Source organism: Streptomyces sp. NPDC054813 (genome assembly GCF_053611365.1).
Genome location: NZ_JBSHAF010000004.1, coordinates 448,934 through 469,022, shown reverse-complemented (window position 1 = coordinate 469,022; position 20,089 = coordinate 448,934). Strand labels below are relative to the sequence as shown.

The following is a 20,089-nucleotide window of genomic DNA, read 5'->3' as shown; positions in this document are numbered from 1 at the left end:
GTCAGCTCCCCGTCGAGCGCACGAGCGCGGCCGCGGTGCGCAGCAGGATGCAGACGTCCTGCCACAGCGACCAGTTGTCGATGTAGGCGTTGTCGAAGCGGGCCCGGTCCTCGATGGAGGTGTCGCCGCGCAATCCGTGGATCTGGGCGAGTCCGGTGATGCCGGTCCGCATCCGGTGGCGGGCCGCGTAGCCCGGGTAGGCCTGACTGAACTGGCCGACGAAGTACGGCCGTTCGGGGCGCGGCCCGACCAGGCTCATGTCGCCCCACAGCACGTTCCACAGCTGGAGCAGCTCGTCCAGGGAGGTCTGGCGCAGGAAGCGGCAGAACGGGCTCATCTCGCGTTCGCCGGCCACGCTCCAGCGGGTCGCGGCCTCGTGCGCGTCGACCGGGCGGTGGGTGCGCAGCTTGAGCAGCGTGAAGGGGCGCCCGCCGCGGCCGATGCGCTCCTGCCGGAAGACCACGCCGGGTCCGTCGGTGAGCCGCAGTACCGCCGCGCACACCAGCAGCAGCGGGCTGACCAGGACGAGCGCCGACCCGGAGACCACGATGTCGAGGATCCGCTTGCCGGCGCTGCCGCGCCGCCGCGAGCCCATCTCGAGCCGGCGGCAGGAGAACCCGGCGAGCTGGTCGCGCATCTCGTACGCCGGTGAGTCCGCGTCGACCTCCCAGACCACGCAGCCCGACTCGGCCAGCGCCCGCAGCAGCGGGCCCTGTTCGGTGCGGACGTCGGGGTGGACGGTGAGGACGGCCCGGACCCCGTTCTGGATGAGGGCCCGCTCGACCTCCTCGCCGGTGGTCAGCACGGGCAGCCCTTCGGGGCCCTCGGGGTGCTCGGCGACGACACCGACCGGCCGTACGCCGAAGCCCGGGTGGCGCAGCACGGCGGCGGCGACCCGCTGGGCGGTGGCGGCGGGGCCGATGACCAGGGCGGCGCGCGGATGGCGCAGCAGGGCCAGCCGGCGGCGCCAGTGCACCAGACCACGGCCGGCGCAGGCCGCCGCCGCGTGCAGGACACAGCCCAGCAGCAGGGTGCGGGCGGGCAGCGCGCGGTCCGGGTCCCAGGCGGCGAGTGCGGCGGCGAGGCCCAGCCAGACGACGGCGATCCGGCCGCAGACCGCCGGGAGTTCGTCCAGGATCCCGGACACCCGCCCGCTGGGCTGCGGGCGCAGCAGTATCGCCCCGGACATCAGGAGCCCGACCAGGACGGGCCGGCGTACCGCCGCGTCGAGGACGGCCGTGCCGAGCAGCGCGGCGCACAGGTCGGCGGCCAGCAGCGGCACCGGGGAGGCGGGCCGCGCGGGCGGCCGGCGCGGCGGGAACCGGAAGCCTCCGGCGGTGCGGGCCGGCAGGACCGAGACGGGCGAGAGTCCGTGTTCCCGTGGCTGCGGGCCGGGGGAGGGGACGGTGCTTTCCGCGGTCACGAGTGGATGGACTCCCTGCACTCAAAGGACATGAGCGGGCGCCCGCCGAGGAGTTCGCGGTACAGCTCCGCGACCGCCTCCGCAGTGCGCCGCACATCGTGCGTGGACTGGACGTGCCGGCGCCCCCGGTCACCGAGCGACGCGCGCAGCTCCGGGTCGAGCAGCAGCCCGGCGACGGCACCGGCCAGCGCGCCCGGCCGGCCCGGCGGCACCAGACAGTGCGCGCCGTACCCGGGCGGCAGGCTCTCGCGGGCGCCGTCGACATCGGTGACGAGCACCGGCCGGCCGCAGGCCATCGCCTCCAGCGGGGCCAGCGCCATGCCCTCCCAGCGCGAGGGCAGCACCACCAGGTCGGCGGCCCGGTACCAGGGGCGGACGTCCGCGACGGCGCCGGCGAACTCGACCGAGTCGGGGGCGAGCCGGCGCAGCGCCTCGCGGTCCGGTCCGTCGCCGACCAGCGCCAGCCGGGCGCCCGGCACCCGGCGCAGCACCTCGGGCCAGGCCCGCAGCAGCACGTCCTGGCCCTTCTGCGGACACAGCCGGCCGACGCAGACGACCAGGGGCGCCCCGGGCGCGGACCGACCCGGGGTGTCCGGGGCGCCCGGGGTGAAGTGACCGGTGTCGATGCCGTTGGGGACGACGGAGTAGCGGGCGCGAATCCCGGCGCCCATGCCGGTCGCGCGTTCTGCCTCGCTGACACACACCACCCGGTGCGCCCAGCGCGCTCCCCATCGCTCCCACCGTAGCGCCAGCGCGGCGGTGACCCCGCCGACCGCCTCGAAGGACCAGGCGTGCGGCTGGTACAGGGTCGGGACGCGGCCGCGCACCGCCAGGCGGCCGGCCAGGCCCGCCTTGGCGCTGTGCGCGTGCACCAGCTCCGGCCGCACCTCGTCGAGCAGCCGGCCGAGCCGTCGTACCTCGTCCCGGAGACCGGCGCCCGGGGAGCGGGCGGCGCGCCACCCGTGCACCTCGGCGCCCAGTTCCCGTGCGGCGTCGGCCAGTTCACCGCCGGGGCAGGCCACCGTGACCCGCAGACCGGCCGTGAGCTGGGCCTTCGTCAGGTCCAGGACCACCCGGGCCACCCCGCCCTCGACGGGTTGCGCCAGGTGCAGGACCCGTGGCCGAGGGTCGGGTGCTGATCGGTGCATACGCGGTATTCCTCGCTGACGGGGGGGCGCTCGGGACTGCGGGCGGTAACGCGCCGCGCGTTACTGCACGTCCACGGCGGCGAAGAGCGCGCCCGCCCACGCCGCGTCGCGCTGGGAAACGAGCCGAAAGGTCAGCTGGTCACCGCCCTGCGCGAGACCGGTACCGAGATCGAACACATCCGAGTCGTAGCCGAGCGTGTTGTCGTACGCGGGCTCACGCCGGGCGCGTACCGGGCCAGGGCCGTTGATCGTGGAGTTGAGTACGTCGTCGGCCGGGTCGGCGGAGTCGGCGAGCGGGGTGGGGGTACGGCCGGCGACGGAGTACGTGAGCGAGTCACCGGTGCCGCCCCGGTCGCCGTTGTAGGCCACCAGGCCCACTCGGCCGTCGGCGCCACGCGGGATGCGTAGCCCGTTCAGCCGTACCTCCGTCGCCCGGTCGAGGGAGTCGAAGCCGTCCCAGAGGGCGAGCGTGCGCAGCGGCTCCGCCGGGTTCTGGTATGCCACCACCAGCGTCCAGCCGCCCCAGGCGCCGGGCTCGGACCTGCCCCTGGCGATGTTCATCTGGCCGACCGTCCACAGTCCGGAGCCGCTCGACCGGACCAGGTCGGTGATCTCCGCCGAGGCCTGGAAGGCGTCCGCGCCGCTCCCCGTCCGGTGGCCCACGACCGTGTCGGCGAGCAGTTCCTTGTACTGGCCGCCGGGTTCGGCGATCAGCACCCGCCCGTTGTCCCTGGCCGGCTTCTGCTCGCCGGCCAGCAGGTTGCCGCCCCAGTACAGCCGCGCGTACGTCACCCGGGAGCCCTCCGGCAGCCGGACCTCGGCGCACGAGGAGTTGTAGGTGTGGGGGTCGTCGTCGACGTCGACGTAGAACATGTCGAAGTTCCCGTTCACCGCCGGCACCTGGCCCGCGCGCGCGGCCGGGCAGGGCGGCTCGGACGGGTCGTCGGCCGTCGTACGGCAGCTGACGGACGCGTTGGCCGCTCGGACGATGCCGCCTCGCTGCACCACGTGGTAGCGCTCGGCGAAGGGGATGCGCGGGGCCTCGGGGGAGGGCGGGGCGGCCGAGGCGGCCGGAGCGGTCGCCCGGGCGGTGCCCGGTGCCCAGATCGCGGCTAGGGCGAGCGCGCTCACCGACGCACGGCGCAGCGGCGGGCCCAGGGGATTGCGCATGACCGGCTTCGCCCTTTCGGGAAAGGAGGGGGAGGCGGGAAGAGTGCGATGTGATGCCAATACGGGTAAGTCAGGAGGTGCGTAACTCTAGCCTCTATCCACACTAATCAGCCGAAATCGGGCAAGTGTGTCGGATTGGTGAAGGAGGGCTCACGGGAGATCACTCCTTCGGCGGCACAACCCCGGCCGGTGTCGCGCGTTGACACGGCGCTGGGCATCCGCCCGGATGTTTGTTTCGACCCCAAGGAGCACCTCTCCATGTCGCGTATCGCGAAGGGCCTGGTCCTGTCCACCGCCGCCGTCGCGGCCGTCGCCGGCGGCGTCGGCGTGGCCGTTGCCGACAGCGGCGCGAACAGCGCCACCGCCCACTCCCCGGGCGTGGTGTCTGGCAACGTGATCCAGGTTCCGATCCAGGTGCCGGTCAACGTCTGCGGCGACACCATCGACGTGATCGGCCTGCTGAACCCCGGGTTCGGCAACACCTGCGTCAACGACTGACGCGGCGGTATTTCCCTTCGGCCGGCCGGTTCGTGCGTCCGGGTGCGGCTTCCGCACGTGCCTCACCCGGGCGTTCCCTCGAACGGCCGGAGTCGGGGCGGACGTCGCGAGGTGGCCTTGACAGGGCGCCTCATCAGGCACGATGCCGGCCGCACGGAAAGCGATCGGTGACGGCGGGCGGTCGAGCGGTTGCAGGCCGACACGGGTGATTTCACGGTGGGCAGCAAGTCCAATGCGCATCGAAAGGAACACCCATGCGTGCTCTGCCCGCACGGCGTCTCGCGTCCACCGCGCTCTGCGCCCTTCTTCTGGCCGGGATCACCGGCCCGGCGGCCGTCGCCGCCGACTCGGCCCACGAGCGCACCCACGCGATGTCCCAGGCGCCCGTCCCCGGGGCCGACGCGCTGCTCGCCCAGGTCAAGTCGCTGGGCAACCTCGGGACCGTGCTCAAGCCGGTCACCGACCTGCTCAACACCGTGCTCGCGGCGGACAACGGCCAGCTGACCCCTGATCAGGCCACCCAGCTCGGCGACGCCGTGAAGGCGGCCATCGCCCAGGTCACGGCGGCGGCCCCGGCGCCGACCGCCCCCGCGACCCCGGCCCTGCCGTCGGCGCCTGCCCTGCCGTCCTTGCCTGCCGTGCCGTCGGCGTCGGCCGTGCCGAGTGCCCCCACCGTGCCGGCCGCGTTCCCCGTTCCGGCCGCCGCCCAGGCCAAGGGCCTAGGGGGCGCCCCCGCCGCCAAGGACCTGGCCGGCGACGCGCTGACCGCCCTGCAGACCGCGGTCGACAACCTGCTCAAGGCCGCCACCTCCGGTGACGTCAGCCAGGTCCTGCCGGCCGCCACCGCCGTCGTGACCGGCCTGGTCAACCTGCTCGCCGCGATCCTGCTCGGCAGCGGACTGCCCGCACCCAACCTGCCGGGGCTGCCGAGCCTGCCCGCCGTGCCCAGCCTGCCGGTCTCCCCGCCGCTCCCGGTACCCACGGGCTGACCGGCTTCACCGGGCTGACCGGCTTCACCGGGCCGACCGGCCCGTCCTCGGTCACCGGCCCTTCAGGGGATCTCATATGTCTTCTGAGCGTGGGGTTTCCGGCCCGCCGGGGCGTCGTTAGGCACGGCGTCAGCATTCCCCCTGGTGGCTTCCGTTGCGTGGCTCGCGCCGCCGCAAGTCGCCGAAGAAAGGAACACGATGAAGTCTCTGAAGGCTGCCGCTGTCGTCGCCGGTTCCGTGGCCCTCGCCGGCTTCGCCGCGCCCGCGTTCGCCTCCAACAACGCCGACCTGACGCCCACCAGCCTCAACGGTGCCGTGAACACGCTCACCAAGGGCCCCCTGACCCTGGACCAGGCGATGCCGCTGAAGCACCAGTCGGACGCCCTCAACACCGAGAACAAGCGCTCCGTGCTCAACAAGGTCAAGCGGACGACCGACGCCGCCAACCAGCACAGCCCGCTGCTCGGCGGTCTGCCGCTGCAGAGCTGAGGCCGGGCGGGAACGGTTCGAGGGACGCCGTACCGGCGTCCCTCGTTCGTGTGGCCGCGCCGCCGGCTGTCCGCCGGTCGGGTGAGCGGGCGCCCGGCCGCCCCACGGCCCGTCGATAAGGTCACGCGGTGACCTCAACCCCAAGCGAGACCCGCCCCTTCCGCCTCGCCGACCTCGGCACGGTCGCCGTGCTGGCCTGGAGCGGCGAGGCTCCCGACGGCAGTGACATGCCCTATCTGCTGGCCTACCCCCTCGGCGACGCCGTAGGCGGCGCGGAGGCCACCTCGGCCGCCGTCGAGGCGCTGCTGGAGAACAACGGACTGCCGGTCGGCGGCGACCTCGTCGACGGCACCGCCCGGCCCAGCCTGCCCGTCACCCTGCTGGTCGAGTCCGGTACGGCGGTCCTCAACCTGGCCCCGCTCAACGCCCAGTGCGCCGCGCCCGAGGAGTGGCTCGCCGCCGTCGACGAACGCGGCTACGCCTACCTGGTGTTCACCACCCGGCCATGGCCCCAGGGCGCGCCCGGCAGGCCCGTCGAGGTGGAGGCGCTCAAGGACTTCGCCGGGGCCGAGGAGACCCTGACGGCCGCCGCGCACATCGTGCTGCCCGCCCGCAGCCTGCGCGGCTGATGCCGCGAACCGCAGTCGCCGGCCGGGGGTTCGCGCTGCTCACGGTGGTCGCGGGGGCCGCCGGACTGCTGGCCTCCTGGGTCATCACCCTCGACAAGTTCAAACTGCTGGAGAACCCGCGCTTCGTCCCCGGGTGCAGTTTGAACCCGGTGGTGTCCTGCGGCAGCGTGATGAAGAGCGACCAGGCCGCGGCGTTCGGGTTCCCCAACCCGATGCTGGGCCTGGTGGCCTACGCCGTCGTGGTCTGCGTCGGCACGAGCCTGCTGGCCGGCGCCCGCTTCCCCGCCTGGTACTGGCTGGCCTTCGACGCGGGATGTCTCTTCGGTGTCGGGTTCGTGTCCTGGCTGCAGTTCGAGTCGCTGTACCGGATCAACGCGCTCTGCCTGTGGTGCTGCCTGGCCTGGGTCGCCACCATTCTCCTGTTCTGGTACGTCACCTCCTTCGCCGTACGCCAACGATTCCTGCCCGCGCCCGCCTGGCTGCGGGAATTCCTCGGCGAATTCACCTGGGTACTTCCACTGCTGCACATCGGGGTCGTCGGCATGCTGATCCTGACCCGCTGGTGGGACTTCTGGACGAGCTGAACAGTGGACTTCGGGACGAGCTGATGAGTGAACAGCCGACTAATGCTGCACCCGGGCGAATTGTGAACTGATGCCGTTTTCCGGCTCGTTACCCGGTACGGACCTCGCTCCTCCTGCCTCCTGAAAGGACCCGTACCCGACATGAAGCCGACCATCCGAGGAACCCTCGCCGCCGTCGTCACGGGCGTCGCGGTCGCCGTGGGCGCCGCCGCCACGCCCGCCGCCGCGACCCCGACGGTCCCTGTTCCCGTGCCGCTGGACGGCGTCGAGAAGTCCCTCGGCATGGAGGTGCCCAAGCTCGGCATGGAGCTGCCGCTGCTGATCCCCGGTGTGCCCGAGGGTCCCCGCTTCACCGAGGGCCGGCTCCGCCCGGACCGGACGCTGCCGCAGGTGCCGCTCAACGGCGGGCTGCCGGGCGTCGGCCTCCGGGCGCCGCTGCCGCACGTCCTAGGCGACGGCTACGACCACATCGGGGTCGGCACCCCGGCCTCCGGCCTGCGCGCGCTCACTCCCGGCCTGGCGCTGGTCGCCCCGCTCACCGCGCCCGACCCGGAGCACCTCGGCATGCCGGCGCCGACGATGCCCGACGCCGGCGTGCTCGCCCCGGCCCTGCAGACGGTCGTCGGCGGGGACCTGGGCGCCGGCCCCGGCAGGTGACCCGCCGCTGAGTACGGCTGACCCGCCGCTGAGTACGGCTGTGTCGGCCGCTCCCCGGTCCCGGCCGTGCGGCCGGATGGCGGCGCGGCGGTGACCGGGCGGCCCCTCGGACGGTTACCGGTACAGACAGCGATCGGTGAACCGTAAGAGGAGTGAGCATGGTCGTCGGAGTGGGCGGTGTCGCGGTGGGCGCGGAACCGGGGGCGGGGCGGCCGGACAGAGCCGGGGCGGCCGGACCGACGCGGCGCGAGGTGACCCGGGGGCTGCTCGCCTCCGTGGCCGCCCTGGCGCTCGCGCCGGTCGTCGCAGCCTCCCGCCCGGTGCCCCCGGCTGACGGGCCGGTGGGCACCTCCTTCGACGAGACCTACCGGGGCCGCCGTATCCACGGTGTCCTGGTGCCGACGGCCGACCGGGCCGACGACGAGGGCGAGTGGCAGGTCACCGTGGCGGGCCGGCCGCTGCATCTGATGCGGCGGGCCGACGGCACCTGGCTGAGCATGGTCGACCACTACAGCTCGTACCCGACCCCGCTGCAGGCGGCCCGGGCGGCCGTCGACGAGATCGGGCCCGGGCAGCGGCTGCGCGACCTGGCCCCGGGACCGATGGGCGGGGGGCATCAGCACATGGGGGGCGGCCATGGCGTACGTGCGTAAGGACGTCAGCAGGCTGACGGCCGGCGAGCGCAGACGGCTCGTCGACGCCTTCCTGGAGGTCAAACGGCGGGGCGAGTACGACGAGTTCGTGCGGATGCACATCGACCACTACACCGCCGACGGCGAGAAGGGCCTGCGCACCGCCCACATGGCCCCCTCCTTCCTGCCCTGGCACCGCCGGTTCCTGCTGGACCTGGAGCGCGCCCTGCGCCGCGTGGACGGGTCGGTGACCGTGCCGTACTGGGACTGGACCAGGGACCGTACGGCGTCCTCCGTCCCGTGGACCAGGGACCTGCTCGGCGGGAACGGCCGGGCCCGGGACCAGCAGGTGATGACCGGGCCGTTCGCCTATTCGGCGGGGCACTGGACCATCAAGGAGGGCGTCACCGACGGCGAGTTCCTCGCCCGTGACCTGGGCCGGGCCCGCGACCCGATCGCCCTGCCCACCAAGGCCCAGCTCGCCCAGGCGCTGTCCGACCCGGTGTACGACGTCGCCCCCTGGGACTCGACCGTCAGCCGGGGCTTCCGCAACAAGCTGGAGGGCTGGGGGGCCGGCAGCGGCAGCACGTCCTGGCGCAACCACAACCGGGTGCACCGCTGGGTCGGCGGGGCGATGCTCGGCGGCGCCTCCGTCAACGACCCCGTCTTCTGGTTCCACCACGCCTTCGTCGACCTGCAGTGGGAGCGCTGGAAGGCCCGGCATCGAGGGCAGCGCTATCTGCCGGCCGGACCGCCCCGCCGCGGCGACCCGCAGCACCGACGGGTGGTCGCCCGCGGCGAGAAGCTGCCGCCGTGGAACGTCACCCCCGGGTCCCTGGAGGACCTGAGCCGGATCTACCGGTACGCCTGAGGCGCCCCGGACACGGGAAGAGCCCCGGCACCGAGGGTGCCGGGGCTCCTTCGCAGGCGGTGGCTCAGTTGCCGTAGCCGCCGCTCTTGCTGTCGCCGCCCTTGAGGTGGCCTTCGCTGGCGCAGGCGCTGCCGAACGCCGGGTTCAGCAGACCGATCACGTCGACGGTGTCGCCGCACACGTTGACCGGGATGTTGACCGGGACCTCGATGGCGTTGCCGGACAGCACGCCGGGCGAGGCGACGGCCTCGCCGTTGGCACCCGCGTCGGCCAGGGCCAGGCCGGCCCCGCCGATCACCACAGCGCCGGTGCCCAGGGCGACGGCGGCGGCCTTCGCGATGCGAGACATCACGTTCTCCTTCTTGTTGCTCGGGAGTGCGGCGGCAGGACCAGCCGCCGCACTCCCCGTTCAACGCCACGACCTGCGGCTGGTCACGCCGATCACCGGACGATCACTCCAAGGGCCCGACTCGGGGCAGCCGCCGTACCGGAAACCCCGCCAGGAAGGGCCGGATGTTCTGCACCGCCCGGCCGTGGTGCGTCGTGCAGTTGACGTAGGGGACACGGCCATCGGCGCACCGGAAGGGGCGCGGGGCTGTATCCGGGATGCGGCTAGCGCGGGGGCCGGCGGTCAGATCTCCGCCAGCGTCGACCGGTACCACCGTTCCGCACGGCGGAAGCAGCTCGCGAAGCCCGCGGCCGGCGACTCGCCGAGGTCGGACCAGAGTGCGTCCGCCTCGAAGAAGTGGTCCGTGGTCAGGATGTCGAGCGTGCCCGGCGGGACGCCCTTCGCCGCGAGGATCGCCTTGGCCCCCTCGACGGTGAGGTTGTCGTGCGGCCAGGCGATCCCGGCGCATTCGGCGACCGCCCGCAGCGCACTGTCCACGGTGACCGGCACGGGATGCGCCGCGTGGTACACCCGCGAGGTCAGCGCCGTCTCCGGCGCGAGCGCCGTGGCCACCAGCAGCCGGGCCAGGTCCGGCGCGGTGATCACCGACGCCCGCGCCGGCCAGCCGGCCACCACACCCGGCAGGGCGCGCAGCAGCCGGGCCAGGTTGGGCCCGACCCACAGGTCCCCTTCGCCGAAGACCAGATGGGGGCGGAGCACCACACCGCCGGCGGCGAGGACCGCGTCCTCGGCCGCCGCGCGGGTGCGGGAGGTGACGGAGCCCGGGTTGCGGGTGAGCTCCTCGGGGCGGGAGCCGCGGAAGGTGCCGCGGCCGTAGACGGAGGCGGTGCTGAGCTGGACGATCCGGCGTACCCCCGCGCGCCGGGCCTCGGCGACCAGCGCCGCCGTACCACGTGCGTTGACGGCCTCGTTGGCCGCCGCGCTGCCGCCGATCTGCGAAGCGCAGTGCAGCAGGACGTCGACCCCGTCGCAGACCCCGCGCAGCGAGCCGGGATCGGTCAGATCCGCGGACACGGTCCGCACCCCGGGGCAGGCCCGGGGCAGGGACCTGCGGTGGGTCATGAGCCTGAGCTCGGCGCGCCGGAGTCGCGCCTCGTGTGTCACATGCGCCCCGACGAACCCGGACGCGCCGGTGATGAGGATGGTGGCCACGGGGACTCTCCCGGAAGGTGGTCGGGGTCAGCGGACACGTGGCCGCAGGACGAGTTCTGCGGTGAAGACCGTCTCCTGCCGCTGACTGCCGCGCACCCGTACCAGCAGGTCGCCGGCGTCGCCGTACGGCTCGGGGTCGGCCGTGATCCAGCAGGGCGCGTCGAGTTCGGCGTACCGCACGAACTCGCTGCGCATGCCGAGCAGGAGGGCGCCGGGCACCCCGGTGCGGGCGTGCGCGGCCTGCCGGGCGGCCTCCAGGAGGAACATGCCGGGTATGTGGTCCACGGGGTGGTCGAAGTAGGTCGGGTGCGCGGTGTCGACCCGCAGTTCCCATCGGCCGCGGGTGCCCGGCGCGGGCTCGCCGAGGACGACGTGCCGGGGGCCGGCGTGGCCCACGGCGGCCGGGTCGAGGGCCGGTGGCGGGGTACTGCCGGTGGTGGGGCGCTCCCCGCGCATCCGCCGGTACACGTCCGGGCTCATGCAGCGGAACGCGGCCGAGGCGGTGGCCCGGGCGCCGTTCTCGCGGATCACCGTGACGTCGTAGCGCATCTCCCGCAGCCGGCCCGCGCGGCGGACCACGTCGCGGCAGACCGTGTGCATCTCGACATCGGTGGGGACCGCGTCCGCGACGAGCAGCTCCGGCTCGGTGGTCACGGACATGTCAGACATGAGGAACTGGTGGCCGAACGGGACGTCGAACTCGGCGTGGGCGAGCAGGGAGCCGATCTGACGGACGGACTCGATCAGCAGCATGGGGTCCTGGTAGCCCCGGTCGGGGGCGAACAGGGCGTGGCAGCGCGGCCATTGGGCCCGGACGACGAAACCGGCCTGGTCGCCGGGGCCGTTGGCGGCGGCGGGGGACTCGTCGGGTTCCCAGCCGGTGAGGAGGACCTCGGAGACCGCCGCGCGATGGACGTACTCACGCGGCACGGTGGTGGTCAGCGCGGGGAGCAGGGGCTTCTGGGCGAGGGTCCGTTCGGTGAGGTGCGGCATGTGCAGCGCTCCTGTGTCGGTGTGACGGGGAGGGGGCAACAAGCCGTACGCCGGCTGTCACCCCCCGTGGCCGACGTTCTAGCCACAAGATACAGACAGGTCGGTCCGGTTCTGCAAGAGGCGAGCCGATTTCTTGGGGGAGTCCGGAACTCCGGGGGTTCGACCGTCGAGGGTGACTGACCGTTATGTCTGGATTGCATCCGCGAAACGTACAACCCTGTATGGTTTATTGAAGAGGCATAGTCCTTGGTCAAGTCTTTTTGTGGATCCTCTGAGTGGAGCCTCGCCTCCCACTTGTCCGGTAATCCGACGAAATCGCAGCTCATCGCGGCGTGGGTCGGGAAAGGCCGGAGCGGCGCGCCGCGCCACCTCGGCAGTTGACAATCAGACAAGTCTGTTTGGTACGGTCTGGTCGTGAACCCGCAGTCCGAGATGACGTGGATGTGCCTCAGGGGGAACAGATGAACCGCCAGTACGCGGATCTCGTGGCGCCGTCGGCGCGGCGCCACCGCTCGCACGGCCCGCTCGTCCCGGGCGGCCACCCGGCCCGCCCGGCCCCCGCGCAGGACGCGCCCCGGGCGGGGGGTCTGAACATCCTGGTCGTCGAGAACGACCCACGGGCCTCCGACACCCTCCGGCAGGGTCTGGTCCGGCACGGGTACGCCACCCACGGCGCGACCACCGGCGCCCAGGCGCTGCGCGGGCACCGCGAGGCCGACCTGGTGCTGCTCGACCTCGACCTGCCCGACCTGGACGGGCTCGAGGTGTGCCGCGGCATCCGGGCGGTCAGCGATCTGCCGATCATCTCCGTCACCGCGCGCGGCTCGGAGCTCGACTGTGTGCTCTGCCTGCAGGCCGGCTCGGACGACTACCTCGTCAAGCCGTACGGGTTCCGGGAGTTACTGGCCCGGATGGAGGCGGTCCTGCGGCGGGCGCAGGTGCGGCCGGCGGCCCAGCCGGCCGCCGGCCGGGTCGTCACCCACGGGCCGCTGCGCGTCGACCCCGGCGCCCGGACGGCCACCCTCGACGGACGGCCGCTGGACCTCACGCGCAAGGAGTTCGACCTCCTCCACCTGCTGGCCTCGCAGCCCAGCACAGTGATCCCGCGCCGCCAGATCATGGCCCAGGTGTGGGACGACGCGTGGTCCCCGCGCGGCCGCACCGTCGACACCCATGTCGGCACCCTGCGCGGCAAACTGGGCTCCAGTGCCTGGATCGTCACCGTCCGGGGGGTCGGTTTCCGGATCGGCTCCCCCTAGCGCTCCCGCGCGTTCCCCCGAGGTCATGCCCCGTTCCGGCGTCCGGCGACGGAACCGCTTTCTGACAACTCCTGCCGCGGTACTGACCGTGGGCCGTGGATGCGGCTTACGATACAGACAAGTCTGTTGAATTCAGTGGGAGAGCGTAGGGATCTGGCATGGCTCAGCAAGAACGCGGCAAGCGGTCACGGCGGTCGATCCTGGAGGCGGCGGCCCAGGTCTTCGACGAGCGCGGTTACGACGCCGCCAGCACCAACGAGATCCTGGCCCGAACCGGACTCACCCGCGGTTCCCTCTACCATCACTTCCCCTCCAAGGAAGCCATCGCGCTGGCGCTGGTGCAGGCGCACGCCGAGGCCCTGGAAGTGCCCGAACGGCCGGTCAGGCTGCAGTCGGTGATCGACCTGACCCTGGAGTTCGCCCAGCGCCTCCAGCGCGACGCGGTGCTGCGCGCGAGCGTGCGGCTGACCATAGAGCAGACCTCGTTCGACTGCCCGCCGCAGACCACCTACGAACAGTCCATGGAAACCATCCTGACGCTGCTGCAGGAGGCCGAGAAGGGGGACGAGATCCTCCCCGGAGTGGATGTGCGCGAGGCCACCTCGCTCATCGTCGGCTCCTTCACCGGCCTGCAGATCATGTCCCAGGCCTACTCCGGCCGCGCCGACCTGCCCGAACGCACCAGCGTCTTCTGGAAGTTCCTGCTGCCCGGCCTCGCCACGCCCGGTCTGGTCGGCCGGCTGCGCACGACGCCGCCGACGGACTGACTGGCCCGACCAACCGGTTCCCCGGCCGCCCCTCGGGGGCGGACCGGCGGCGGGTGCGCGGGTGCATGGGCGTTACGGGTGTATGGGCGTACGGGTGCATCGGCGTACGGGTGCATGGGCGTACGGGTGCGCACCGGTGGTCCGACGGCGGGTCAGATCCGGCGCTCCCCGCCCCGGTTGGGCCGGTCGCGGTCGAACAGCGGGCGCAGCAGCCGCCACAGCCGCTGGGTGATCTCGCCGTCCCACCAGCTCGGGTCGGTGTGCCCCAGGGTCTCGATGCCCGCCGCCATCACCACGGCCAGGTCCGCGAGGTCCTCGGCCGGCTCCTCGGCCTCCTTGTGCGCCTCGGTGACCCGCTCGTGGACCGCGGCCAGCATGTCGTCGCGGAGCCGGGGCGGCCCGGCCGAGCCGTCCGCGGCCAGCTGCATGCCCGCCCGGACGATCTTCTCGGTACGCATGGCCTCGCCGAGCGCGAACAGAAAGCGCTTCGGCGCGTCCGCCGCCGGACCCGAGAACGCCTCCTCGGTCAGCGCCTCGACCCGCTGCCGGGCCTCCTCGTACACGGCGGCCGTCAGGGCCGTGGTGGAGGAGAAGTGGTGATAGAGCGCCCCCCGGCTGACGCCGGCCCGGCGGCAGATGTTGACCAGCCCCGCGTCGGACAGCCGGCCGTCCGCGATGAGCTCGGCGGTGGCATGGAGGAGAGCCTGACGCGTCTGCTCGGATCGCGCCTGCATCAGGTCGTACCCGCCTTCCCTGCCAACAGTGTGCCCGGTGCGCGCACTGCCCGCGACACCGATGTCAATGATGGTGAGAATCATACAACCATGCCTGTTTCCTGGGAGGACCCTGGCGTGGTGCTACCTCCGCACGATCTCCACAGGATCCGAACGTCCCAGGCGGCAAGGGTGGTTGTCCGGAAACATGCGCGACGGGCGAAGGTCCGACTTGATCCTCAATCAGACAGGTCTGTTTGTAACAGTGATCATATCCGGCCACTTGACACTGGTTTGACACTCCGCTGACAGAGCTGCGGAGGATTGTGGGAACCCTGAACCGCCGTGCGTTGAAGGGCCCGGCGACCCCCGTGAGACTGGTGGCAGTTCTGCAAGGGCCAAGGATTCGGGGGATCCGAATGGAAGAGTTCGAGCGACTCGCGGAGGACCATCGCAGCCGCGACTGCAGACGGCGCTGCGGACGGATCTGCGTCCGCTGTCTGGACCGGATCGACGGCGCCCTGCGTACCCTCCTCGACCTGTACCGGGAGAGCGACCAGGCACTGGCGCCCGGCGGGCCGGTGCTGCGCGAGCGGGTGAGCGGCAGCCGCGCCACCGTCGGCATCGTGCTCGACGAACGGGCCCTCGCACTGCGTGGCCGGACCACCGAGGTGATGGCGTTGTGGGCGCGGCTCGTCGTGGACGAGCGCACCGGCACCCGGCCCGCCGACCGCCAGATGGGCGCGCTGGTGCGGTTCCTGCGCCGGCAGCTGCCCTGGCTCGCCGGGCACCCGGCGGGCCCGGACTTCGACGAGGAGCTCGCCGAACTGCTCGGCGACCTCCGCGCCCTGCTCGGCCCCGGCCCGGTGCGCCGCTTCGCGCTCGGCCCGTGCACCCGGGCGGAGTGCGCCGGAACGCTCTACGGCGTACTGCCGGCGGACGGCGGCGACCGGGTGCCGAGCCATATCGCCTGCGACGACGGCCATGCGCTGCCACCGCGCCAGTGGCTGCTGGTCGCGGACCGGATGCGGGAAGCGGCCTGACGGGGAAGTGGCCTGACGGGGAGACGGCCCGACGAAAAGGAGGCGAACGGCATGACCGAGCCGACACGGCCGGCGGGCGGGGCGGCGAAGCCGCGCCGGGTGCCGACGGAGCTGGCGGCCCTCGCGATGGGCGTCACCCAGGCGACCATCCGCAAATGGGCCAGCCGCGGCAAGATCACCCGGCACGGCGGTCCGCGCCGGGCCGAGTACGACCTCGACGAACTGTTCGCACTGGCCCGCAGGGGCGAGACCGAATAGGCGGCGCGAGACCCTGTAACCGCAGTGAATTCGAGTAAGCCTTCGCTGTCACGCGGAATTTACCGACCATCACCCGCAAGAAACCGGATCCGTGCGGGGATCCGGTGCGAAGCAGCCCCCGCGGCCCATCCCCCTGCCGCGGGGGCTGCTTTGGTTGCTTGACCGTCAACTCGCTTTTCTAAAAGGGAAGTTGACGCACCCGAACAGAGGTGTCACACTCTTTTCGGCGCCCCCATGCCCTGACGGCGGTGGCGCTTCACCCGGGCTCCCTTTCTGGCGAGCCCATGGCTTTCTTCTCGAAATCCGTGTCCCGTTCGGGGCGCGGATTTTTTGTTTCTCCCGCCCCGACTTGAGGAAGTGTGGTCGATGCCTGTTTCCACCTGGACACCCGTCGGTCAATGGACGGGTACGGTCACGCACGACGGCGAGGTCGACCAGTACACCGTCGCCTTCGCCCCGGACGGCTCGCTCTCGGTCACCACGCAGAAGAGCACCGGCACCGGCTCCTGGACCGTCACCGGCGACGACTCCGTGGAGTTCTCCCTGCGCGAGGACTTCAACCTCGACGTCACCCAGATCAGCCCCAACGGCCACCGGGCCGCGTACATACAGATCGACATCACCGCCCGGCACGAGGACGGTGCGCTCACCGGCGAGGGCAAGGCCGTCGTGCACGGCCCCGACGACGTCGTGATCTACGCGACGGACGCCCAGACCGAAGCGCGCCGGGTGTCATGACGGCCGAAGTCGCCCGGCTCACCGACGTGCTGAGCCTGCGGGACCTGGCCGGGCGCTATCTGGCGGGCCTCGACGAGGGCGGCTTCGACGAGACCTGGGCGCGGTCCCTGTTCACCGAGGACATCGAGATGACGTTCCCGGTGGGCAGCCATCAGGGCCTGGCCGGGGTGGCCGGCTTCACCACCGAGATCATGGCGCGCTGGGGCCGTACCCACCACCACGGCTCGGAGAGCCAGGTGGAGGTGGACGGCGACACGGCCCGGCTCAGCTGGAGCCTGATCGCCTCCCATGTGCACCACGGCTCACCGCTTCCCCCGGACCCCACCCAGTACTTCCAGCTCGGCGGCCGTTTCACCGGCACCGCCCGGCGCACCCCCGACGGCTGGCGCTTCGACGGGCTGCGGCTGCGGATCGTGTGGACCACCGGCGCCGTGCCCAGGGGAGTGACCCAGGTCGACCGAAAGACCCTCGACACCCGAGGAAACACGGTCGCTTCAGCCGCTTCAGCCACTTCAGCAGAGGAGAACCCGCCCATGCCCACCACGCTCACCGCGGACCAGCAGAAGGAACTGATCGAGAAGGTCTTCCACGAGGGCCTGGACCTGGGCGACCTGTCGGCCGCCGACCGCTACCTCACCGCCGACTTCCGCAACAACGGCAGCCACGACGACTCCATGCGCGGCCCGGAGGCGTTCAAGCACACCATCAGGATCCAGCAGTCGGCGTTCAGCGGGATCAAGTACGAGATCCTCGACTTCATCTCGATGGGCGACAAGGCCGCCATCCGCTGGGTCATGCACGGCAAGCACACCGGTCCCTTCATCGGCATCAAGCCGACCGGCCTCCAGGTGCAGCACCAGGCGATCATCTGGTTCCGCTTCGAGGGCGACAAGATCGCCGAGCGCTGGGGCATCGTCGACAACTTCTCGCTGCAGAAGTTCCTCCAGTCCGGCGGCAAGCCGGTCGGCCCGCTGACCCCGGCGGGCAAGCCCGCGGCCTGAGCCGCGCCCGGCCGTGCGCCCGGCCCCCGCTGACGGCGGCGGGGGCCGGGCCGCACCTCCACGGAATCGAAGTGCCCGACGGAGCAAGGGACTTGTGACATGCCGATCGACAGGAAAGTCGCCCGCTTCAACCGGCGGTTCGCCAACCATCTCGTCGGGCCGCTGTTCAGCCGGCTGCCCGGGTTCGGGAAGGTCCACCACCGCGGCCGCAAGTCCGGCCGGGAGTTCGCCACGCCGGTCAAGCTGTTCCGGCGCGGCGCGGACATCGTCATCACGCTGCCGTACGGACCCGGCTCCGACTGGGTCAAGAACGTACTGGCGGCCGGCGGCTGCGAGATCACCACGCGGGGCCGCCGTATCCAGGTCGGCAACCCGGTCGTCTTCAGCGACGACGGTACGACGAAGATGCCCGCCCTGACCCGGCGGATCCTCTCCCGGGTCGAGGCCACCGAGTTCATCGCGCTGACCCCGGTCCCGGCGCCCGCGCAGGTACCGGCGGGCCGGACATGACCGCCGTCGGCCAGGTCACCCGCCCGCTGCGGGTGGCGCTGCTGGTCGGCTCGGCCCGCGACGGGCGGCTCGCGCCGGACGTCGCGGGCTGGTTCGCGCGGGTGACCGCGCGCCGGGACGACCTCGTCCTGGACGTCGTCGACGTCGCCGAGCATCCGCTGCCGGCGAGCCTCGACGCGGACGACCCCCGGGCGGCGGCGCTGCGGCCCCGGCTGGCCGGGGCGGAGGCGTACGTCGTGGTCGTACCGGAGTACAACCGCAGTGTCCCCGGTCCGCTGAAGACCCTCATCGACAGCTTCCAGACGGAGTGGGAGGCCAAGCCGGTCGGCTTCGTCGGCTACGGGCTCGGCATGGCCGGCGGGGTGCGGGCGATCGAGCATCTGCGGCAGATCTTCGCGGAGTTCCACTGCGTGGGGATGAAGGACGTGGTGACGTTCCCGCGGGTGCTCGAGCACTACGACGCGGACGGCAACTTCCCGGCGGAGCCGGAGGGGGCCGAGACCGCGGCCAAGCTGATGCTCGACCAGCTCCTGTGGTGGGCGGCCGCGTTGCGCGAGGCCAAGTCACTCCGCCCGTACAACGCCCCGTAAGGGGCGCGGGGAACTGCGCGACAAGCCACGACGGCGTGGCAGTCGTTCACCGGCCGTTCGCGGCAGTAGGCGCCTGGATCTGTCGTCGAGCGTCCGCAGGTCCGTCGTGGCTGATCGCGCAGTTCCCCGCGCCCCAGGGGGCGCGTTACCTGACCCCTCTTCAACAGGAGAACGCGATGGCTGCTGCCGCCGCCCCCGATCCGCTCACCCCCCTACTCGTCGCCGTGCCCGTCGTGATCCTCGCCTGCCGGGCCGGGGCACAGCTGCTCAGACGGCTCGGTCAGCCGCCGGTCGTCGGGGAGATCCTCGTCGGCATCCTGCTCGGTCCCTCGCTGCTGGGCTGGCTCTGGCCGGACGCGCAGGGCTGGCTGTTCCCCGCGTCGGCGCTGCCCTACATCGGCGTGCTCGGGAACATCGGGCTGCTCGTGTTCATGTTCCTCGTCGGGCTGGAGCTCGACCTCAAGTCCCTGCGCGGCAACAGCAGAACCGCCGTCGCCGTCTCGCAGGCCGGGATCGCGCTGCCGCTGGTGCTGGGCGTGCTGCTGGCGCTCGGCATGTACAGCCGGTTCGCCCCGGACGGCATCGGGAGACTGCCGTTCGTGCTGTTCATCGCCGTGTCGATGAGCATCACCGCGTTCCCGGTGCTGGCCCGCATCCTGACCGACCGGGGCCTGTACCGGACCCGGGTCGGCGTGCTCGCGATGGCCAGCGCGGCGGTGGACGACGTCACCGCCTGGTGCCTGCTGGCCGCCGTCGTCGCGGTGACGAAGAGCGGTTCGCCCATGGACGCGCTGGTCACCGCGGGCTACGCGGCCGGTTTCGCGGCCGTGATGTTCGTGGTCGTACGACCGCTGCTCGCCCGGTGGGCGGCGCGCGCCGAGCGGCGGTACGCCGACGGTGTCGTGCTGGTCGTGCTGTTCGGCGGGCTGAGCCTGTCCGCGTACGCCACCGACCGGATCGGTGTGCACGCGCTGTTCGGCGCCTTCCTGTTCGGCGTGATCGCCCCGCGCGGCAGCCGGCGGATCGAGGTCGCCGCGTCCCGGATGCGGTCCTTCGCCGTGCCGGTGCTGCTGCCGCTGTTCTTCGTCAGCACCGGGCTCAAGACCGATGTGGGGCTGCTCGGCGGCAGCGTCACCCAGTGGCTGTGGGCGGGCGCGGTGCTCGCCGTCGCCGTGATCGGCAAGTGGGGCGGCGGCACGCTCGCGGCCCGGCTCTCCGGCCGTGACTGGCGCGACTCCATGTCGCTGGGCGCGCTGATGAACTGCCGCGGTCTGACCGAGCTGATCGTGCTCAACATCGGGCTGGGCCTCGGTGTCATCGGCCCCGAGCTGTTCACCGTCCTGGTGCTGATGGCCCTGCTCACCACCGCCATGACCACCCCCGCGCTGACCCGCATCCGCAAGGGGGCCGACGAGGAGCTGGGGCAGGAACCGGCCGGAATCGGCCATGAGGAACCCGCCCTGCACCCCGCGAGAACCCGCTGACCTGCGCCTTCGGGCACGGCAGCGGCGTCAGCCCGGATCCGGCGCATAGTTCAAGCCCTGATGGTTGGAACATTGCTAGTTG

24 protein-coding genes are annotated in these 20,089 nt (G+C 72.4%); 17 read left to right on the top strand and 7 right to left on the bottom strand.

Annotated features, from left to right (window positions below; translation table 11 throughout):
* Position 1: 1 nt before the first annotated feature.
* Genes ACWGJB_RS10620 through ACWGJB_RS10610 form a run of 3 tightly spaced genes read right to left on the bottom strand, consistent with a single transcriptional unit; the run spans position 2 to position 3,741 of the window.
* Entirely contained in the window at positions 2 to 1,423 is a 1,422-nt protein-coding gene (locus tag ACWGJB_RS10620) for an exopolysaccharide biosynthesis polyprenyl glycosylphosphotransferase (protein WP_453379797.1), read from the bottom strand.
* Complete coding sequence (locus ACWGJB_RS10615; protein WP_453379796.1) at positions 1,420 to 2,571, bottom strand: glycosyltransferase family 4 protein; 1,152 nt, start codon at positions 2,569 to 2,571, stop codon at positions 1,420 to 1,422. The genes ACWGJB_RS10620 and ACWGJB_RS10615 overlap by 4 nt, the downstream gene beginning before the upstream one ends.
* Before the next feature lie 60 nt (positions 2,572 to 2,631).
* On the bottom strand, positions 2,632 to 3,741 hold the full coding sequence (locus ACWGJB_RS10610; RefSeq protein WP_453379795.1) for a DUF3344 domain-containing protein: 1,110 nt from the start codon (positions 3,739 to 3,741) through the stop codon (positions 2,632 to 2,634).
* A 258-nt stretch (positions 3,742 to 3,999) separates the two neighbouring features.
* On the opposite strand from ACWGJB_RS10610, the gene ACWGJB_RS10605 reads away from it, so the two are divergent.
* The 8 genes from ACWGJB_RS10605 to ACWGJB_RS10570 all read left to right on the top strand — a co-directional run bounded on the left by ACWGJB_RS10605 (position 4,000) and on the right by ACWGJB_RS10570 (position 9,090).
* Complete coding sequence (locus ACWGJB_RS10605; RefSeq protein WP_351735416.1) at positions 4,000 to 4,239, top strand: chaplin; 240 nt, start codon at positions 4,000 to 4,002, stop codon at positions 4,237 to 4,239.
* 254 nt (positions 4,240 to 4,493) lie between these two features.
* Complete coding sequence (locus tag ACWGJB_RS10600) at positions 4,494 to 5,228, top strand: hypothetical protein (protein WP_453379794.1); 735 nt, start codon at positions 4,494 to 4,496, stop codon at positions 5,226 to 5,228.
* 198 nt (positions 5,229 to 5,426) lie between these two features.
* Positions 5,427 to 5,717: a hypothetical protein gene (locus tag ACWGJB_RS10595; protein ID WP_453379793.1), complete on the top strand. Its 291-nt coding sequence runs from the start codon at positions 5,427 to 5,429 to the stop codon at positions 5,715 to 5,717.
* Between the two features lie 128 nt (positions 5,718 to 5,845).
* Positions 5,846 to 6,346, top strand: coding sequence for a DUF5949 family protein (locus ACWGJB_RS10590; protein ID WP_453379792.1), 501 nt, complete (start codon positions 5,846 to 5,848; stop codon positions 6,344 to 6,346).
* Positions 6,346 to 6,930, top strand: coding sequence for a vitamin K epoxide reductase family protein (locus ACWGJB_RS10585; protein WP_453379791.1), 585 nt, complete (start codon positions 6,346 to 6,348; stop codon positions 6,928 to 6,930). The genes ACWGJB_RS10590 and ACWGJB_RS10585 overlap by 1 nt, the downstream gene beginning before the upstream one ends.
* A 141-nt stretch (positions 6,931 to 7,071) precedes the next feature.
* Positions 7,072 to 7,587, top strand: a complete 516-nt coding sequence (locus ACWGJB_RS10580) for a hypothetical protein (RefSeq protein ID WP_453379790.1) — start codon at positions 7,072 to 7,074, stop codon at positions 7,585 to 7,587.
* A gap of 158 nt (positions 7,588 to 7,745) precedes the next feature.
* Entirely contained in the window at positions 7,746 to 8,240 is a 495-nt protein-coding gene (locus ACWGJB_RS10575) for a tyrosinase family oxidase copper chaperone (RefSeq protein ID WP_453379789.1), read from the top strand.
* Positions 8,224 to 9,090: a tyrosinase family protein gene (locus ACWGJB_RS10570; protein ID WP_453379788.1), complete on the top strand. Its 867-nt coding sequence runs from the start codon at positions 8,224 to 8,226 to the stop codon at positions 9,088 to 9,090. Before ACWGJB_RS10575 ends, ACWGJB_RS10570 begins: the two co-directional genes overlap by 17 nt.
* A gap of 64 nt (positions 9,091 to 9,154) precedes the next feature.
* On the opposite strand, the gene ACWGJB_RS10565 is transcribed toward ACWGJB_RS10570, so the two are convergent.
* From ACWGJB_RS10565 to ACWGJB_RS10555, 3 genes are all read right to left on the bottom strand, one after another.
* Entirely contained in the window at positions 9,155 to 9,439 is a 285-nt protein-coding gene (locus ACWGJB_RS10565; RefSeq protein WP_453379787.1) for a chaplin, read from the bottom strand.
* A 282-nt stretch (positions 9,440 to 9,721) separates the two neighbouring features.
* The gene (locus ACWGJB_RS10560) at positions 9,722 to 10,651 is read right to left on the bottom strand and encodes an NAD-dependent epimerase/dehydratase family protein (protein WP_453379786.1); all 930 of its coding nucleotides are present in this window, start codon (positions 10,649 to 10,651) and stop codon (positions 9,722 to 9,724) included.
* 27 nt (positions 10,652 to 10,678) lie between these two features.
* Positions 10,679 to 11,644 carry a ScbA/BarX family gamma-butyrolactone biosynthesis protein gene (locus tag ACWGJB_RS10555; protein WP_453379785.1) on the bottom strand — a complete coding sequence of 322 codons (966 nt, stop codon included), beginning with the start codon at positions 11,642 to 11,644 and terminating at the stop codon, positions 10,679 to 10,681.
* A 461-nt stretch (positions 11,645 to 12,105) separates the two neighbouring features.
* On the opposite strand from ACWGJB_RS10555, the gene ACWGJB_RS10550 reads away from it, so the two are divergent.
* Complete coding sequence (locus ACWGJB_RS10550; protein ID WP_453379784.1) at positions 12,106 to 12,903, top strand: response regulator transcription factor; 798 nt, start codon at positions 12,106 to 12,108, stop codon at positions 12,901 to 12,903.
* A 158-nt stretch (positions 12,904 to 13,061) separates the two neighbouring features.
* Positions 13,062 to 13,670 carry a ScbR family autoregulator-binding transcription factor gene (locus ACWGJB_RS10545; protein ID WP_453379783.1) on the top strand — a complete coding sequence of 203 codons (609 nt, stop codon included), beginning with the start codon at positions 13,062 to 13,064 and terminating at the stop codon, positions 13,668 to 13,670.
* Positions 13,671 to 13,822: 152 nt separating this feature from the next.
* On the opposite strand, the gene ACWGJB_RS10540 is transcribed toward ACWGJB_RS10545, so the two are convergent.
* A complete protein-coding gene (locus ACWGJB_RS10540) occupies positions 13,823 to 14,488 on the bottom strand; it encodes a TetR family transcriptional regulator (RefSeq protein WP_453379782.1) in 666 nt (221 codons plus the stop codon).
* A gap of 314 nt (positions 14,489 to 14,802) precedes the next feature.
* Here ACWGJB_RS10540 and ACWGJB_RS10535 point away from each other — a divergent pair, with 314 nt between their 5' ends.
* The 7 genes from ACWGJB_RS10535 to ACWGJB_RS10505 all read left to right on the top strand — a co-directional run bounded on the left by ACWGJB_RS10535 (position 14,803) and on the right by ACWGJB_RS10505 (position 20,007).
* The gene (locus tag ACWGJB_RS10535; protein ID WP_453379781.1) at positions 14,803 to 15,426 is read left to right on the top strand and encodes an OvmZ protein; all 624 of its coding nucleotides are present in this window, start codon (positions 14,803 to 14,805) and stop codon (positions 15,424 to 15,426) included.
* A gap of 51 nt (positions 15,427 to 15,477) precedes the next feature.
* Complete coding sequence (locus tag ACWGJB_RS10530; RefSeq protein WP_360483558.1) at positions 15,478 to 15,684, top strand: hypothetical protein; 207 nt, start codon at positions 15,478 to 15,480, stop codon at positions 15,682 to 15,684.
* A 366-nt stretch (positions 15,685 to 16,050) separates the two neighbouring features.
* The gene (locus ACWGJB_RS10525) at positions 16,051 to 16,422 is read left to right on the top strand and encodes a dehydrogenase (protein ID WP_450755840.1); all 372 of its coding nucleotides are present in this window, start codon (positions 16,051 to 16,053) and stop codon (positions 16,420 to 16,422) included.
* Positions 16,419 to 17,423, top strand: coding sequence for an ester cyclase (locus ACWGJB_RS10520; protein ID WP_453379780.1), 1,005 nt, complete (start codon positions 16,419 to 16,421; stop codon positions 17,421 to 17,423). The genes ACWGJB_RS10525 and ACWGJB_RS10520 overlap by 4 nt, the downstream gene beginning before the upstream one ends.
* A 99-nt stretch (positions 17,424 to 17,522) precedes the next feature.
* Positions 17,523 to 17,933 (top strand): nitroreductase family deazaflavin-dependent oxidoreductase, encoded by a 411-nt coding sequence (locus ACWGJB_RS10515; protein WP_365800852.1) that lies wholly within the window; start codon positions 17,523 to 17,525, stop codon positions 17,931 to 17,933.
* On the top strand, positions 17,930 to 18,523 hold the full coding sequence (locus ACWGJB_RS10510; RefSeq protein WP_453379779.1) for an NADPH-dependent FMN reductase: 594 nt from the start codon (positions 17,930 to 17,932) through the stop codon (positions 18,521 to 18,523). The genes ACWGJB_RS10515 and ACWGJB_RS10510 overlap by 4 nt, the downstream gene beginning before the upstream one ends.
* A gap of 176 nt (positions 18,524 to 18,699) precedes the next feature.
* Positions 18,700 to 20,007 (top strand): cation:proton antiporter, encoded by a 1,308-nt coding sequence (locus ACWGJB_RS10505; protein ID WP_453379778.1) that lies wholly within the window; start codon positions 18,700 to 18,702, stop codon positions 20,005 to 20,007.
* Positions 20,008 to 20,089 lie beyond the last annotated feature (82 nt).